Origin of the sequence: Paraburkholderia sp. NMBU_R16 (assembly GCF_013282575.1) — a bacterium.
Classification (GTDB): Bacteria; Pseudomonadota; Gammaproteobacteria; order Burkholderiales; family Burkholderiaceae; genus Trinickia.
Genome location: NZ_JAAAYE010000078.1, coordinates 1 through 15839, shown reverse-complemented (window position 1 = coordinate 15839; position 15839 = coordinate 1). Strand labels below are relative to the sequence as shown.

16 protein-coding genes are annotated in these 15839 nt (G+C 59.5%); 9 read left to right on the top strand and 7 right to left on the bottom strand.

The window, feature by feature from the left end:
• Window positions 1-201: 201 nt before the first annotated feature.
• Window positions 202-576 carry a hypothetical protein gene (locus GWC77_RS29755; protein ID WP_254367157.1) on the bottom strand — a complete coding sequence of 125 codons (375 nt, stop codon included), beginning with the start codon at window positions 574-576 and terminating at the stop codon, window positions 202-204.
• On the opposite strand from GWC77_RS29755, the gene GWC77_RS30380 reads away from it, so the two are divergent.
• Window positions 466-828 (top strand): DUF2325 domain-containing protein, encoded by a 363-nt coding sequence (locus GWC77_RS30380; RefSeq protein ID WP_367949101.1) that lies wholly within the window; start codon window positions 466-468, stop codon window positions 826-828. The genes GWC77_RS29755 and GWC77_RS30380 overlap by 111 nt on opposite strands.
• Window positions 829-889: 61 nt before the next feature.
• Here GWC77_RS30380 and GWC77_RS24920 read toward each other — a convergent pair whose 3' ends face one another.
• Genes GWC77_RS24920 through GWC77_RS24910 form a run of 3 tightly spaced genes read right to left on the bottom strand, consistent with a single transcriptional unit; the run spans window position 890 to window position 4241 of the window.
• Window positions 890-3277, bottom strand: a complete 2388-nt coding sequence (locus tag GWC77_RS24920; protein ID WP_173261336.1) for a GNAT family N-acetyltransferase — start codon at window positions 3275-3277, stop codon at window positions 890-892.
• Window positions 3278-3295: 18 nt separating this feature from the next.
• Window positions 3296-3436 (bottom strand): hypothetical protein, encoded by a 141-nt coding sequence (locus GWC77_RS24915; RefSeq protein WP_173261334.1) that lies wholly within the window; start codon window positions 3434-3436, stop codon window positions 3296-3298.
• 19 nt (window positions 3437-3455) lie between these two features.
• Window positions 3456-4241 (bottom strand): DUF4410 domain-containing protein, encoded by a 786-nt coding sequence (locus tag GWC77_RS24910; RefSeq protein WP_173261332.1) that lies wholly within the window; start codon window positions 4239-4241, stop codon window positions 3456-3458.
• A gap of 468 nt (window positions 4242-4709) precedes the next feature.
• Here GWC77_RS24910 and GWC77_RS24905 point away from each other — a divergent pair, with 468 nt between their 5' ends.
• The 3 genes from GWC77_RS24905 to GWC77_RS24895 all read left to right on the top strand — a co-directional run bounded on the left by GWC77_RS24905 (window position 4710) and on the right by GWC77_RS24895 (window position 8337).
• On the top strand, window positions 4710-5474 hold the full coding sequence (locus tag GWC77_RS24905) for a response regulator (RefSeq protein WP_173261330.1): 765 nt from the start codon (window positions 4710-4712) through the stop codon (window positions 5472-5474).
• Window positions 5474-6760, top strand: a complete 1287-nt coding sequence (locus GWC77_RS24900; protein ID WP_217283402.1) for an ATP-binding protein — start codon at window positions 5474-5476, stop codon at window positions 6758-6760. The genes GWC77_RS24905 and GWC77_RS24900 overlap by 1 nt, the downstream gene beginning before the upstream one ends.
• Before the next feature lie 338 nt (window positions 6761-7098).
• Window positions 7099-8337, top strand: coding sequence for a hypothetical protein (locus GWC77_RS24895; RefSeq protein ID WP_173261326.1), 1239 nt, complete (start codon window positions 7099-7101; stop codon window positions 8335-8337).
• Between the two features lie 111 nt (window positions 8338-8448).
• On the opposite strand, the gene GWC77_RS24890 is transcribed toward GWC77_RS24895, so the two are convergent.
• The 3 genes from GWC77_RS24890 to GWC77_RS24880 form a co-directional block, all read right to left on the bottom strand.
• Entirely contained in the window at window positions 8449-8886 is a 438-nt protein-coding gene (locus GWC77_RS24890) for a lytic transglycosylase domain-containing protein (RefSeq protein ID WP_254367158.1), read from the bottom strand.
• Between the two features lie 195 nt (window positions 8887-9081).
• On the bottom strand, window positions 9082-9882 hold the full coding sequence (locus tag GWC77_RS24885) for a lytic transglycosylase domain-containing protein (RefSeq protein ID WP_217283401.1): 801 nt from the start codon (window positions 9880-9882) through the stop codon (window positions 9082-9084).
• A gap of 42 nt (window positions 9883-9924) precedes the next feature.
• Window positions 9925-11361 carry a helix-turn-helix domain-containing protein gene (locus GWC77_RS24880; RefSeq protein WP_173261322.1) on the bottom strand — a complete coding sequence of 479 codons (1437 nt, stop codon included), beginning with the start codon at window positions 11359-11361 and terminating at the stop codon, window positions 9925-9927.
• A 336-nt stretch (window positions 11362-11697) separates the two neighbouring features.
• Between GWC77_RS24880 and GWC77_RS24875 the strand changes: the two genes are divergently transcribed.
• The 5 genes from GWC77_RS24875 to GWC77_RS24855 all read left to right on the top strand — a co-directional run bounded on the left by GWC77_RS24875 (window position 11698) and on the right by GWC77_RS24855 (window position 15712).
• A complete protein-coding gene (locus tag GWC77_RS24875; protein WP_173261320.1) occupies window positions 11698-12213 on the top strand; it encodes a sigma-70 family RNA polymerase sigma factor in 516 nt (171 codons plus the stop codon).
• Window positions 12210-12971 (top strand): anti-sigma factor, encoded by a 762-nt coding sequence (locus tag GWC77_RS24870; RefSeq protein WP_173261318.1) that lies wholly within the window; start codon window positions 12210-12212, stop codon window positions 12969-12971. Before GWC77_RS24875 ends, GWC77_RS24870 begins: the two co-directional genes overlap by 4 nt.
• 111 nt (window positions 12972-13082) lie before the next feature.
• On the top strand, window positions 13083-13712 hold the full coding sequence (locus tag GWC77_RS24865; protein ID WP_173261316.1) for a hypothetical protein: 630 nt from the start codon (window positions 13083-13085) through the stop codon (window positions 13710-13712).
• 263 nt (window positions 13713-13975) lie between these two features.
• Complete coding sequence (locus GWC77_RS24860; RefSeq protein WP_173261314.1) at window positions 13976-14431, top strand: DUF3455 domain-containing protein; 456 nt, start codon at window positions 13976-13978, stop codon at window positions 14429-14431.
• 705 nt (window positions 14432-15136) lie between these two features.
• Window positions 15137-15712, top strand: coding sequence for a hypothetical protein (locus GWC77_RS24855; protein WP_173261312.1), 576 nt, complete (start codon window positions 15137-15139; stop codon window positions 15710-15712).
• Window positions 15713-15839: the final 127 nt, after the last annotated feature.

Here is a 15839-nt window from a genome sequence, read left to right as displayed (position 1 = left end):
GCGCGGCTACACGCGCTTCGAAACAATGCGAACCGTGCTGTTCCTCATCGCCGGCAAGCTAGATTTCTCCAGCTTCAACCCGCATGCCTCGTGAGCCGCGTTACCCACTGCATTTTCAAAAGAGCCATATTTTAACGTGCGGGTGATGGCGATGACGCGAAGATGCGAAGTTAATCGGCGTATCACGAACGAGTTGGGGCTCTAGGTGATTGCTGCGTTGGCGAGCAGCTCCGCGATCGCTTCGCGTTCCATATCAGAATGTCGCGCCTTGCATTCCGTCGTGCATGGAAATTCACGCATCATGAATATCGTGAAGTCAGACAAAATCCAGTTAACGTGAATGATATGAGGATGACTGCAGATCACACCACGAAAGGGCGCATTGAATTCGAGCGAATTTGTGCACACACGTTGAGCCTCAGGCGAGAACTGTTGGCCGTTGAACAAATTCTTTCGGCTCCGCATATGCTGAAGCGCGCGCTGTGTCGCAAGCGCATTTTGTACGTCGGCGGTTGGCGCAGTAATAACGCGACTTTGAGCAAGCTCGTTCGTCGAGCGGGCGGCGAATTTACTCATCACTCCGGTCTGGTGGACGAGCGCCGCTGCAGTGAATTTGCCATGCAGTTGTGTGACACAGATTTGGTGTTATGCCCGTTGGACGTTCTAGACGCTGACTCGCTGATTGGCGTGAGACGTTTATGCGCAGATTATCGCGTGCGTTGGCTACCGCTTCGCTCCTCGAACGTCGCGAGTTTCATTGCTGGCATCATGAAGGCAGGGGAGCAGAAACGCACTCTACGAACGAATGTCTGCCCCTATCGTGGATAGCGGGCTCCCGGGTTTTGGTACTGCAAGAAGCTTATGGAATTGGCGTTCTCTGCTTTATCTGCTATGCAGATGGCTTGATATGGTTGAGCTGCATTGCGAACGCCACCACGCTTGGATCGGTGGTTGGGGTTACCGCGAAGTTGCAAGACTTTGCGAGCGCGATCATCGCACTATTCTCTTGCAGCGCGGTGCCGTTCAGCCATAGCAAGCCCCGCGAGCTTGTGTGCTCAATGATTCTCGTCATCAGCAATCGCCCTATGCCCTGACCTTTGCAATCGGTCCGCACGGCGATTGCGAATTCCGCGGACTCGTTGTCCGCGGCGTTGACGACATGGGCAACGCCTAGGATGCGAGTTGTACCGTCCGCCGCGGGTTGCGTTGCAATCAGCGACATTTCGCGGTCATAGTCGATCTGTGTCATGCGCGCGAGCCGCGCGTGATCAATACTTTGCAGCGGGACAAAGAACCGCAGCCGTCGGTCCTCGGGCGACATCGAGTCGACGAATTCGCGATGCGCAGCTTCGTCTTCCGGGCGAATCGGACGGATGGTGAGGCGCGAGCCTGCCAAGTCGACCGTTTCCTCCAGGCGACGAGGATAAGGCGCAATCGCGAGGCGGCTGCGGTGCCTGCCGAGCCCGAGGCGTGGCGCTACGATAACGGCCGACTCCGGCGTAAGACGCAAGATGAGATGCAGCTCGACGATCTCCCGTACCTCACATACTGCTTGCGAGAGACGCGTGAGCGCATTCAGTGTTGCGTCCGGCGGAATACGTTTGCCGTATGGCGAGCGTGACAGGATGTCGCGCGCAAGGATGGGATTGAGCGGTGGCAGGCCATACGCATGCATCGGGGGCAGAATTCCGTCGATGGACGGCGATTGGAATCGAAACACTGGGCCGAAGTTACTATCGTCGTAGAGATCCACCGAAACGAGAAACGCGTTTGCGACTTTTTCCTGCGCTGCGTTCCTTTGTTGCTCGACCTGCAACCCGAAGCGCTCCAGCAATTGCCCGGCTGCATCGCCCGAGAGTTCGGTTACGCCGGCTGCAAGCGCGGCGCGTGCCTGTGCCTGGGCTTTACTGATGTATACGGCATGCTGCGCGGGAGCGTCCTCCGGCATTTGCGTGAGCAACTCTTGCACTAGCCGATAGTCGACGAGTCGAGAAAACGCGCTTGCCAGCCTGCTCGGAGTGGAGTGTACGGGAATGCCATGTGCATGCAGTGCCTCTCGCGTTGCCGCATCGACACCTCCGAAAAAGCACGCCAAGAGCCCGCGGCAGGCATACCGTTGGTGGGCTATCAGTGTCTGCGCGACATCGTCCGCGGACGCCGTATGGGTCGGCGCGTGAACGACGAATGTCGTGCCGGTTTCCACATGGGGAGCGAGCGTTTTGATTATGGCGCCAAAGTCCTCGGGGCGGGCGTGTTCGCCCAAGACGACCGGATTGCCGACGTGTATCTCTGGCACCGCACCGCTTGCATCGGCGTGAGCTGCGTCAGACCAGCACGCGAGCCTGCCGCCTGTTGCGGCAATTGCATCCGACGCTAGCGTTGCAACGCCATGATCGCTCGTGATCAGCGTAGCCGTATCACCGACGGCCACTCGACCGGTACCGAGCGTTTCGATTTCGTCGAGGAGATCGTCCAGTGCATCCACGCGCACCACTCCCGCGCGCCGAAATGCGTAGCTGTAGAGCGCATCGTCGGGATCGTGGCGGCTCGTGCGCAGTGCTAGAACGGGCTTGTTGCGAGCGGCTGCACGAGCGGCAGACATGAACTTGCGTGCCGCGCGCACCGTGTCCAGCTCCAATAGAATCGCACGAGCGTCAGGGGCACGGGCAAGATAGTCGAGTACGTCACCTGCGTCGACATCGGCTTCCGCGCCAAGCGCAATCACATGCGAAAAGCCGAGACCGCGTGCCTGGGCCCACGTCAGCACGCCGTTGGTGAGTGCATTCGATTGAGACACCCATGCGACGCCACCCGCCGGCACACAGCACGTCGGCACACCCAAGTGTGCGCAGATCGCAGGGACAATCACGCCCAGGCTGGCTGGGCCGACGATGCGCAAGAGATAAGGGCGTGCAGCGGCCAATGTATCGTGCAAATGCTTGCCGCTATCGTCACCATGGGCCTCGCCGAGAATAATCGCGGCGCGCGTGCCCATTTCGCCAAGTTGTTGAACGACGCTTGCCCAAGTGAACGAGCGGGTACAGATCACCGCGAGGTCGGGCGAGACGGCTGGACCGTTCGAGTCGGCTGCCGGCTCGCGGCCGCTCAGTTTCAGGTCTTTTCCGTCACGGGGATCGAGCGGCCACATCGGGCCTTTGAATCCACCTTGTACAAGACGGGTCCAAGCTACCGTAGCAATGCTTCCAGGCTCGTCAAAAGCGCCGACGATGACCACCGATTGTGGATTGAAGACTGCTTCGAGATTGCGGACAGTCACGGCGCCTCCTCGGCGATGTCAGCAACCACCACGGGCATCCGCGACACCGAGCGCAATGATGTTCATGGCCAACTCCCGCAATAGATGTTGGACCAAAGCACCGCCTCCGCCTTGGTCGAGACGAAGAAGTTCCAGTAAGTCTTGTGCTCTTGTGCTCATGACGGAGCTCCTTGAACGTTCAATGCGTGGCGGCCTGAGGAAGCCATCCCTGCGCGGCACCTTCGTGTTCCACCTGTTTCGCGATCGCATCGGCCATGCGGCGAGCGTCGTTGACCGGCTGATCGTGCGTCCTTTCAGAGTGAGCATGCATCGCTCCGCCGAGCCCGGCCGAGACCGCAAGGCTACCGGCCGCGGCACCTACGCCTAGTCCTTCCGCCAAGCCTGGCTGTCGGCCACTGTCGATCTGCGTTGAGTACGATTCGATCAGCGAGGGTGGCTGATGGGCCTGTTGGTACAAAACACTAACCGTTGCGCCGAGCTTGCTTTTGCCAGCGCCGAGGCCGATCAGCACCCGACGCGAGCGCTTTCCGGCATCGACCGTTTCGAACCGCCCCTCGACAATCAATACGTTCTGGTTGTCCGGCGCTGGACGATCAGTGTGAACGGCCGGAAGTCCCGCCGCTTGCAGGCGCTGCACGAGCTCGTTCGCAACTTCTTGCTGAACCTCGAGCGCAATCGATGCTTGTCGGTCCGTCTCGGATTTTCCTTCAATCGTGGACGTCAACGTTTCCAGCTTGCCAGGATCGGGGCGGACGAGGTTGGGGTCGACATCGAACGTACGGACGAAGACGGCATCCGGGCGTGTGTTAGGTAGAGGCCGTACTTGCGTGACACCGCTTATCGCATTGTTGGCGCACGCGGAAAGCGCGATTGCCGAGAGCGCGATGATCGTTCCGATCCGGCGAACGCGACCTGCGCGGCGAACGGATATCGGCAACTGCGGCGGCATAAAGAAATTGGACATGGCCGGAATGGTCTGCTCACGAGAGAGCGGGTGGAGCCGAATGGCGAAAGCGGCCCGCGTTCGACCGGAAACCGCATAAGCGGGGTGGGTGCCGCGCGGGGTATGCTTGGCACTCTAGTAAGTGACGGGCATATAATGCTGTTCAAAAAGTATGTCGGCGCGTTTCACATGTCTTGGCGTCGGTGTCGACGACATAACTTGACATCAATCGTTACGCCTTTGAAACGGCCCTGGGCGGCGTCCCTCGTAGACTATTGGGTGTCAATGTGTCGGCGAGGTGCCCGCAAACGAGAGGATGGATGATGTGTTCGAATCCCGGCTCGATATCGGTTGAGGCACCCGCTGCATTCGACGCGGCTTGCGACGGGGATCCGACGATCAGTCCGTGCGAGCGATATGTCGCGCCGGAAGAAAAGCCGGCGCCGCGATAGAAATCATCGCTTAAGATCGATCTTCCTCTTTGCGACCATGTCGACGTCATCACAAACCGCCAACGAAGTCAGGCCCCCCCGCCTTATAGTGCTCGATGACGAAGCGGAGATTCGCGGCATGTTGCAGCGATTCTTGATCGGGCAGGGCTTCGAAGTGCGAGCGGTGCGTGATGCCGCACAGCTTGACGGATGCCTCGAGCGCCAGCCCTACGATCTTCTTGTTCTCGATGTCATGATGCCGGGCGAAGACGGGCTCTCGATCTGTCGCCGGCTGCGCGCGCAAGGGCACACGATCCCGATTCTGATGTTGACTGCTCGAGGTGATCCGGTGGATAGGGTCGTCGGGCTCGAGATGGGCGCGGACGATTATCTGGCCAAGCCGTTTTTGCCTAGCGAGCTGGCCGCGCGCATTCGGGCCATGCTGCGTCGCCAGCAGTTTCTCGTCCACGCGCAGACATTGCGCGGCGAACAGTTGCCGGAAGTGGACGCGCCAGTGCTTCGTTTCGGGCCGTTCCGACTCGATCTGCGGCGCGAAGAGCTTTGCAACGAAGACGTTCATGTGCTGCTCGGCTTTGCGGAGCTCCGGTTGCTATGCGCGCTTGCTGCCACGCCTAATCGGCCGGTGAGCCGCGCGAATTTGATCGATCGTGCCCGTGGCCGGGGCTATGAGGCCAACGAGCGCAGCGTTGACGTTCAGATTTTGCGCCTCAGGCAAGCGATCGAGGCTGATGCGTCTGCTCCGCGGCACATACGAACGGTTTGGGGAGTGGGGTACATGCTTGTCGCAGAGGTTGAGTTGTGATGCGCCCCTGGCCCCGGACGCTGCTGGGCCGCAACATGCTGTTGCTGATTGCGTTGATCGTCGGTAGCCAGGTGAGTACGGTTGGCGTATTTGTCCTCTTTGTCCAGTTTCCGCGCGTGGACGATGCCGCAGCGGTCGAAGCGACGCAGATTGCGCTGATCGAGCACATCCTGTCCTCGATGCCCGAGCCGCAACGCTCGCGTATGGTGTCCGAACTGCACGGGTTGCCTGAACGCGCATTGCCGCCAGACGCGAAACACGATTCGGCTCCTTCAAGCTATGTCACGCGCCGATTTTTCAATCGCATTACCCGGGAGCTGCCACCTGGCGTCAAGGTGCGTTGGTCGGAGAGCCATGGGCATCGGATCTGGGTGCGGCTGCCGATGGACGATGGATTCCGCTGGATCATGTTGCAAGGTGCGCCCGGAATGGACCGTGGCATGCCATGGAGCGTCGTCTGGACGTTACTCACCATCGCCATGTTTCCGGCGCTTGGGGCATATCTGATTCATCGGCGCATCGCGGGTCCGCTCGATCGTCTGGCGCGTGCGGCGACGAGCGTGGAACGCGGCGTTTGGCCCGAGCCTGTGCCGGTTGTTGGACCGCTCGAGCTTTCGACCGTGACCGAAACCTTCAATCGCATGGTGGCATCGCTTGCTGAAGCAGAGGCCGTGCGTGCGCAAATGCTTGCCGGCATCTCTCACGATATCCGCACCCCGCTGACTAAGCTGAGGATGGCGCTTGGCGCGCCCGAGACGCTGGACGCACCGATCGCGACTGCTGAGCGCTTCGTGGAGGAAATCAACGTCATCATTCAGCAATTCATCGATTTCGCGCGGGGCGGCGAGAGCGAGGCCCCGACTGCAGGCAATTTGAATGCGCTCATTCGGCAACTCGCGGCCGATTACGCCGGGCTCGGCTATCCGTTCGAACTTTATCTTCAAAACCTGCCGCAATTCAAGTTTCGTCCGGTCAGCATTCAGCGTCTTTTGATGAATTTGATGCAAAACGGTGCTGTATATGGGCGTGTCGGGCTATCCGTGGAAACACGGTGCGAGGGAGGTTTCATTGTGATTTCCGTAGCTGACCGGGGGCCTGGCGTTTCAGCCGAGATGCTGCCGTTGATTACACAACCATTCAGACGCGGCACTAACGCGGCGGAAAAGGGTACAGGTCTCGGTCTTGCGATCGCCGAGCGTATCGCGCGACACCATGGCGGTAGTCTTGAAGTGAGAATGCGCGACGGCGGTGGGTTGATCGTGGAAGCGCGTTTGCGTGCGAGCTGATGTCTTGTTTGCGAGGTGGCTTGGCTGCCGTCTGTGACTTATACCTCGGCGTGAGGGGAGGATGACGACCGCTTCGCTTGTTGAAGCATTTTTTCCGTTGCAGCAATAATGCGAGGTAGATTCGGCGCGATAACTAACACACTTAGTGGACCGGGGGCGGAAAAATGGGTACGCGAATCGCAGGGGCGCGTGCGGCGTCAGACATTGACTCCCACACACCAGCAAGCCCGCTTGGGCCAACACCCACCGGGAAACGCGAGGCGCCGCCTCTTCCGCCTGGGATCGCATCCCTGGCACATCAGCAAACAGATGCAAACATACCGCACAGGTGGAAGAGCGTGCCGACGCGCCCCTGCGCTGTGGGCGCTGTCGACGATGCAGCAAGTGCCGATGAATTCGGCAAGATCGTTACAGTGCTGGTGGATATATTCAAGCCGCACACGTCCGATATCAAAGACGCGTCTTTTGACTCAATGATAATGAGCAGAGCGACGCGATTGCACGAGAAGAAGATTACGGCAAAGCGCCTCCTCGAAACCATTGAGAAGGCAAAATGGCTTGACCGTGCGGCGCTGACTTTATTGGCGGCGATGGATTCGACGTGGTTTGGCGCTGCGGGCGCAGTGACTTCCTTCGTCCCGGAGACGACGAACTACGCGAAGCCGCCATTTGCTCAAGGCGCCGTGGCAGGAACGATTGCGGGTCTTGCGGATACCATCGGCACTGGACTCCTTGCACGATCGAAAGAAGACGCGTTGTGGCTTGCTTCAGAAGAAAAAGACCTTGAACCCGCTATGGCGGCAGCCAAGCGCGAGACGGTGCCTACGCGATCTCGCGATGCGCTCGAGCGCAGCGTCGCCATTCAATCCTTTACGGCGCGTAATCTGCTGAGAACGGGCATCGTCCCCGTCATTACTTACCTGACCAGCGCAGAGACAGGTCAAACCTGCGATTCGCTTCTATCCGCGATTGGCTCGCCGGTCGCCGGGGCAGCGGGGCGCCTTGTCTCTCATTCGTTCGACGCGTCACGCCATCGCGTCGGCCCCGAATATCTGTTCGCTCGAAAGGACTGGGAGGCCCGATTCGATGCGCTGGAAGCTGCGAGTACGACAAGCGTTCTGGCAGGGGCGGCCAGACGGGCGGGACGAATCCCGGTTGACGCGGCGACCGATTTGCTTTCGGCAGTGCGCTCGGTCTTTACGGCCACCAGTGTCGTGAAGAACGGTGCTGCGTTGACTGCCGGAATGGGGTTGGCAGCGATGGCCAAGTCGTCGGCAGAGACCACGAAACTCGATGCGCAACTGTGCGGCGCGGTCGGACAAGCGGCCAACACCGCCGTCTCGGCTCCCGTTTACGCGGCCTGGGCGGTAGCCGGGGTCTACACGGGTGCGGCAGTCAACAAGATAGGGAACGCGATGCGGGCTGCGGTAGGTCTGAAAGACGCCGGTCCAGCGGCCGATATTGGGGATCTTGAGGCGCAGTTACCCTTGCCGGCTACCCAGGAGCGTGCCCGCGTTGGGCGACAAGTATCGTTTCTCGACTTCTCCGGCACCCGTGATACCGTGACTAAAAAGTAATCGAGGTGCTGGCGCGGATGAGCGCACGCTCGCGGCGCGACGGTTCGCCTATCGGCGGCGTCAAGACTCGTGCATCACAGAGGATTGTGGCGTTTGTATCGCCGCTAACGGTTATCGGTAGTTGTCGGCCACCTCGGTCGTCGCATTCAACTTCAGCGCGATCGCTTTGACCATCTTTGCATATCGGTCACGCTCCTGCGGCGTCTCCGAGTGATAGGCGCCGACCGCAGCCCAGGTATTTCCATACTTGACCATCATCCGATGCAGGTGCCACGCTGCGATATAGACGCTCTTGCAGGGATTCATCAAGTCACCGGCGGAAACGCCATAGCGAGCAAGCGTGGTCAAATGGATCGAATTGATTTGCATCATGCCGTAGTCAATCGAACCGTTGGCATTGCGATGGATCGCATTTGCGTTGGCGTGCGATTCCTGCCATGCAATTGCTCGAAGAACAATCGGGTTGACATGCTGGTAGGTGGCGGCGTCGGCGTAGCAATCGCGCTCGGCGTGCGCGCGCGCAGGCCAAATGCTCAGGGCTGCCAGCATAAGTAGGATTGATGGGCGCCAACTGTTGCGCGAAATCGGCATCATGTCGAAAATGCGATCCGGGAGGGTACGTAAGGGATGAATATCTCCGCCGCTATTGGAAAGCGCGTCCCTCGAACCTCGCGCCTTCGTTTTCTAGGTGCAATGTCCTGGGACGCCCGATCGAATCGGAGGTTGATCGAGACCGCTGACCGTTCAAGCGGGGAGTTGCCCGCCATTCTGAATGGTTGCGGCGAAATTCATGACGCTATTGACGTAGTTGGGATCGCCGACCGTCACACTGGACAAATTGGACGGATTGACTTGATCCGGGCCGGAATTGTAAGCACGTAGCGCCTCCGGCCAACTCCCGAATTGCTTGTACAAGTCGGACATGTAATACGCGCCCGCGAGAACATTCGTTGCCGGATCCGACAGGCTCTTGCCCTGGAGCTGGGGATGTTCTTGCTGGAGCTGCGCGAACGTCGCCGGATCGACCTGCATCAACCCCTGGTCAGTCATGCCGTTGACGTTGGTGCTGCCGGCATTGGGATCCCCACGAGACTCTTGCCAGACCTGCGCCGCGAGAATGTTGGCCGGTACGCCCGTTTGCTGCGAAGCGCTCTCAATGAACGGGGCGTCTTGTTGTAGCGCGGGCGGGAGGTTGGGACCGAGCGTCGACGAGCCGCCCGACGGCATGTTTGCTGGAATCTGTCCTCCGGCTTGCCCCCCACCGGACGAACCGCAGCTCCCCGGTGCGCCGCCGCAACCGCCGCCGCCAGTGGGCATGCCACCCATCGGCATACCGCCCATCGGCATACCATTCGAGTTTGCGCCGCCACTCGCAGAATCCATCATGGATTGCATGGCCATGAACAGCGGCATTAGCTGCATCAGGTCGTTGATCAACTGCGTCAGCATGTCCTGCATTCCAGAACCCACTCCTGACATACCGGGGTCAAAAGATGGACCTGACAGCGCATTGGGTGTATCGATGGTAATAGTCAGCGAAGACATCGGATTCTCCTTTACTCAGCGGTAGCGCGCGAACCGTGTCGGTCAGCGCCCGAGCGTCTCGGATGGCAGCTCCTTGAAGACGCTGCGATAGCCGTTCGTCAGCGTGGAGCGATGCCCCACACCCCACCTGCGCGCGACATCCAGATACCGGGAGACGGGGGCCCCGTCGCCCAGCAGGTCATTGCGAATACGCTCCATGCGTTCGCGACGGATCAATTCGCTCGGCGAGAGGCCGAGATGATTCTTGAAGGCCGCCTGTACGGCTCTTTCCGTCACGCCGATGTGAGCCGCGACTTCACGCACGGTCAGGTTTCGTTGATCGAGGTTGTCCATCAGATAGCGGTATGCGCGGCGATATTTCGCTGGCAATCGAGAGCTGACTTCGTCCGGCGCTTGTTCGTTTCGGCTGGGCTGCGTTGCGGTTTGCGGGGTAATCATTGCCAAAGCTACATTATCGGCGCGCACATGTTTGAGCGAGACGAGGGCGTAGTGCTCGAACGTGTGGGCGAATTCCTGCACGCGTGCCTGAAGGTGTAATACCTTGGCGCGGCAATACAGGTAGTCCAGGTACCAGCGTGCATGTTGGACGCCTTTCGACGCCGCGATGCCCGAGGCGTCCAGCATCCCTTCGGCCACAGTCGGAAAGCGTCCTGCAAGCGCGGCAAGTGCGATTTCAAGACACAGCGTGCGGTGATAGTCGCCCAATGCGCTGTTGCGAATTCCGCCTGCGTAATCTTTGAGGTTGGTCCAGGCATCGAGTTCGCCGCGCGCAAGCGCCAGCAGATATCCGAGATATTCACCGCGCCGGGCAAGAACGGGAATCGTACATGTGCTCAAGTCCTGGCAAACGATTGCACTGTCCAACGAAAAATCGGCAATGACGGAACGCCAGTAGATGTGATCGGCGAGGTGCTCGGAGCACAGTAGCTGTTGTTGGGCATGCAGGTCCGCAGCCAAGGCGGACGCGAGGTCGCACCAGCGTTGATCTCCGCTCGTACTTGCGACGGAGCTGAGCTCGGCCAGACTCGCGCAAGCGTCCTGGATTCGGCCGAGATGGAACAGCACGAGCGTCGAGCCGACGAGGTTGTCGAGTCGCTGCTCGATGGTCGCGGTCCGCTCTTGCTCGTTGCGCTTGAAGCAGCTCAGCGCGACGGAGAACTGACTGCGAAAGAGTGCTTGCCAGCCGGTGTTGCGGCACGAAACAATGCGCATGGCGTTGCGCGAGTGACGCACGGATTTCTGTGCTCGCCGGTAAGTCTCCTCAGCTTCCTCGTGACGGCCGAGAATGAGCTGAAGGTCGGCAAAGGTTTGCAGCCGATCGAGATTCCGAGTGCCTTGATCCGAATCGATGTCCGTCAGGTTCGCGGCCAGGCGAACGGCTTCTGCGAAGCGCCCCTCCAAGACTTTCGATGTCAGGGTGGCCGGCACATCGTCCGCAGCGAGGATGGAAGATGCCGCAAAATAAATCGTCGAGAACATGTTGTACTCCTGCCAGTGCAAGGTTAGGTCTTCGCGATGTCCCTACGGTGCAAAAACCTTGAACGGCATGGTTCCATCGAACGCGGCGCGATTCTGACGTTTTTGATGTTCTGTTACGTTCGGTCTGTGGAAACGAATTTGCTCGGAATGCAATCTTGAATCGAGCCACAAGCAAAACAAAAAAGGGGCGCGAGACGACAAGGCGTACGTTTATGTGTTTTCACTGTCGTCACAATGAAGGATATTTTTTCATCCGCCGGGAATAACTATGCGTGGCGGACGTCTTATACGGAGATCCGGGCAATCCGGCGGATGCGATGACCTTGGCGGGGCTGAATGAATACCGATTTCACCGACGACGTACTGCGTGAACTGCTGCCGCGCCTGCGTCGCTTCGCGCTGATGCTCACGCGCAATCAGGCGGCTGCCGACGATCTGGTGCAGGGGTGCATGGAGCGTGCGATCTCGCGGCTTGCCACACGTCGGCCGGATGGCGATTTGCGCGCGTGGCTTTTTTCGATTCTCTACAGACAATTCCTCAATGACCAACGTCGCGCGAAGCGCTACGCCTGGATCGTCGGTATGCTGGGGCATGATGAAGAGCCGACCGCTCAGTCGACCGAAGATCTCGTTGTGGCTCGCGCAGCATTGAAAGGCTTCGATCAGTTGAAGCCGGAACAGCGTGCCCTCTTGTTGCTCGTTACCGTCGAAGGGCTCAGCTATCGAGAGGCGTCTGAAACACTCATGGTGCCGATCGGCACCGTCATGTCGCGCCTTTCCCGAGCGCGCCAGGCGCTCAGAGACCTGGCGGACGGCCATAGCGTTGCGTCACCTCTCCGTGTACTGAAATGAACGCGTTTTCCCCGACCGAAGAAGATCTGCAAGCCTATGTCGACGGACAGCTCGATGACGAACGCAGGCGTGCACTCGAGCGCTATCTCGCCGGGCATCCCGAAGCGGCACGACATGTCGAGCAATTGAAACGGGAAGCTCAAACGCTGCGTGTGGCGATGGAAGGACTGCCGGCAAGCCCCACACCAGGGCATCTCGATCCGGCCTATATACGTCGTGCGAACCATGCTCGTGCGAGGCGGCACCTCGCCATGGCCGCCTCGTTCGTCCTCTGCGCAAGCGTTGGGGTACTCGGCGGGTGGCAGTTGCGCGACATGTCAGTGCGTGCGAACTACTTGCCGATGGCCGATGCAGCTCAAGCATATCGGATGTTCGCTGTCAGCATGCCGACAGGCTTGGCGGATATCGAAACGACAGATGCGGCTCGACTCCAGTCGTGGCTTGATGCGCGTTTCGGAGAGTCCGAGCCGATCCCGGATTTCCGGTCATTCGGATTCGAACCGAGCGGGGCGAGGCTCATGGCGACGGAGCAGGGTGCGGCCGCAATGGTCCTGTATCGGAATGCTCGCGGTGCGGCAATCGTGTATTACCTGCGGCCCCCGGGCAATCTTCTGCACTTCGACAAAGGAAATCGTAAGGATGGCGAACTGCTGACGCAGTACTGGCGGCGCGGTAAGTACATTTATGCGGTTGTGAGCCCAGCCGGGCAGAGTTGGGCGATGCCGGTGCAACAAGCAATGGACCCGTTAAGGGGTTAGCTCGGGGGTAGCTCGTCTGGCCGCAGCGGTTGTTAATCATGGGTATGACATTGCGGCGTGATGCACGTTGCGTCGCAATGATACCCAACGATGGTTATCGGAGAATAAAGCATGACAGACACATCACTACGTCCGGTCCGGGCGGTCGTTTTAACCGCTATGACAGCGGTATCGTTGTTCACGGTCAAGCCGCTGTTCGCGCAGGCGGACACACCGGTCCGCGTAAGCGGTAGCGTTGCCACATTTCACGGCGATACCCTGTCCGTACGCGATCGCGATGGTCGTGAACTCGCCGTTCGGCTTCAGAAGGACACGCCGATTCGCGGCGTGACGCTTGCGAACATCGCCGACGTCAAGCCTGGCAGTTACGTCGGCACGGCAGCGATCGCGCAAGCCGACGGTACATTGAAGGCGCTCGAAGTACACATCTTCGCACCGAGTATGCGCGGCGCGGGCGAGGGCTATCGTCCATGGGATCTCGCTCCCAGCAGCTCGATGACGAACGGCACCGTTGGCAGCCTCGTTGTCGGCAACGGTCGCACCATGGTCGTGAAGTACTCCACGGGCGAGAAAACGGTCATCGTTCCGCCTGACGTGCCGATTGTCTACCTTGAACCGGGCAACCGCTCGCTTCTCGTGTCGGGTGCACATGTTCTTCTCTTTGCACACAAGGATGCGCAAGGCGCGCTTATCGCAAACTTCGTTTCAGCGGGAGAAAACGGCGTTGTGCCGCCGATGTGAGTTGCAACGCATGCGCTTCGCATAGCGCGCCGGTTCTTCCGCGTCTGATGGATTATCGGACGATCGATTTGCGATCTTCTTTCTCCTGTGCTGCGAGACGTGTTCGACTTTTCTTCGGTTCGTTGCGCAGCCCGGGAAGATGAGCGTCGGCGCTCACAGCTTGTTGGAATCCTCACTGGAGAATAGATGTGAAAAAGGCTCTTGGGCTCCGCGTGCCTCGTCATTGCTTGCGGGCGGCCACAGTTGTCACGCTAACGATTGGGATGCTCGGTGCAGCCTATGCTGACGAAGGCGTGCCGACGCAACTCGTTCCTACGAACGCGCAACCATTGATGAGCACCAAGGCTTCCGGGGTTCAGGTCTACACATGCGAGTTCGATCGGACTCGTCATCTGGCATGGGTGCTCGATCGTCCTGATGCCACGCTTTATGACGCGGCGGGACATGAGGTTGTTCGTCATGGGAAGGGCCCTTCGTGGCAAGCCCACGATGGCAGTAAAATCATCGGTCATGTCGTTGCGCAAGCGGCGAGCGCGCATCCGGACAGCATTGCCCAACTGCTGCTTGCCACAAACGCGGTCACTAGTGGCGAGCTGGGATCGGTGCGGTTCGTGCAGCGGCTGGACACGGTGGGCGGGCTACCGCCTGCCAAGCCGTGCTTGAGCGAGCATCAGACAGGTAGCTCACCATATCTCGCTCGATATGTGTTTCTCAAGTGAATGTGTCGCACCTGTAGCGGAAAGCTTGTGCGCTCAGCAAGAGTGCGGTTTTGAATGAAGCTTCCCGCCCCGATCCCTGGAGATCCTGTGCTCCTCGACATCAGGATGCGGCGGATACGGATTGCGCTGAGTCGGGGCGGGTGGCAATTGTATAGGATCATTATGTTTTCACGTGTTAAACCCAATACTATCCGTTACGATTCCGACCGGCCAGCTACCCCATCCGGCCGGTCGACCGCAGCAGAAGCGGGTCATGCGAACGAAGCTCCATCGTCACATAGTCCGCACTTGGAGCGACTACCGCAGACAAGGTTGAATTCAGCGGTGGGCTATTCAAGCGCGCGACAGCAGAAGCCAGAGGAATTGCCGGGGTCCTCTCTCGATGGCAGGACGGCGTCGGGGAATCGCCCGCGGCTCACACCGGGTGCGAAACGAATGATACAGCGCAACCTGCCCCCATCTACGCATATGGGCTCTAGGGAGCCCCGACAGCCAGGACCGAGCCCACAGTCAGGACCGGGCCCACAGTCAAGCCCCACCCGAATGGCGCCCCCGCCCGAGTCGCGTCCGCCTCGATCCCTATTCAACCAGGCTCTGCAACACGCAGGCTTACCAATGCGCAGGGACTCGATGCCGAGACGTCCTTCGTCCGTGCTGGAGGCGTCGACAGTCTCTGTCACCTCTCGAGCGGGGTGGGAGACCTTCGTGCGCGCCGTGCACGCACTGTCCAACATCATCCCAGCGAGCGAGCAGCGGAAGGCGTTCGAAGCGGATACGCTTGCCGAACTTACTGCGCCGGACGGAATCCCAATCATGTGCTTTGATGACCGACGCATTGTCGGATGCGTCGCACTGATACCGACGGAGGAGGGCGGTCCGTACGATCTTGCTCGTCTAATCGACCCGGCGCATACAAACAAGCTTGCAACGATCCTGGAAAAAGCTGTTTCCGAGATAGGACCGTCAACACCCATTGATGTCGTGTTTCCTACGCGAGACGAGGAGGGGCGCTTGCTCGATCTAGGCTTCAAGAAGGTGGACGAGGGCATTTTGCGGCTTATCCCCTCGCAATCTCACCAGTGGAAAAATGAAGGTGGTGTATGGAAAGTCCAGCCTTCGGTCCGGGGTTCCGGGCAGGCGTCGGTGAGGCGTGCGGTGCCCTCTCCGATCCTGACTCGGGGAGTAAGCTATTTCGGCGGCAAGGATAGAGTCGTCGTGGACTCTCATGTTTCCTGGGGGAAATATAGCTCCAGCAGGCGGTCGGAACTCGACCAGGACTAGCGAGTGTGGCGCGACAATCTGGATGAGAGACGCGCGACAAACAAGATGAGAATGTCGCGGCGAGGTTGATGATGCCGATGTTGATTGACGCTGACAAGCGTTTGTTGATTGACGCGCGGCGCATGTT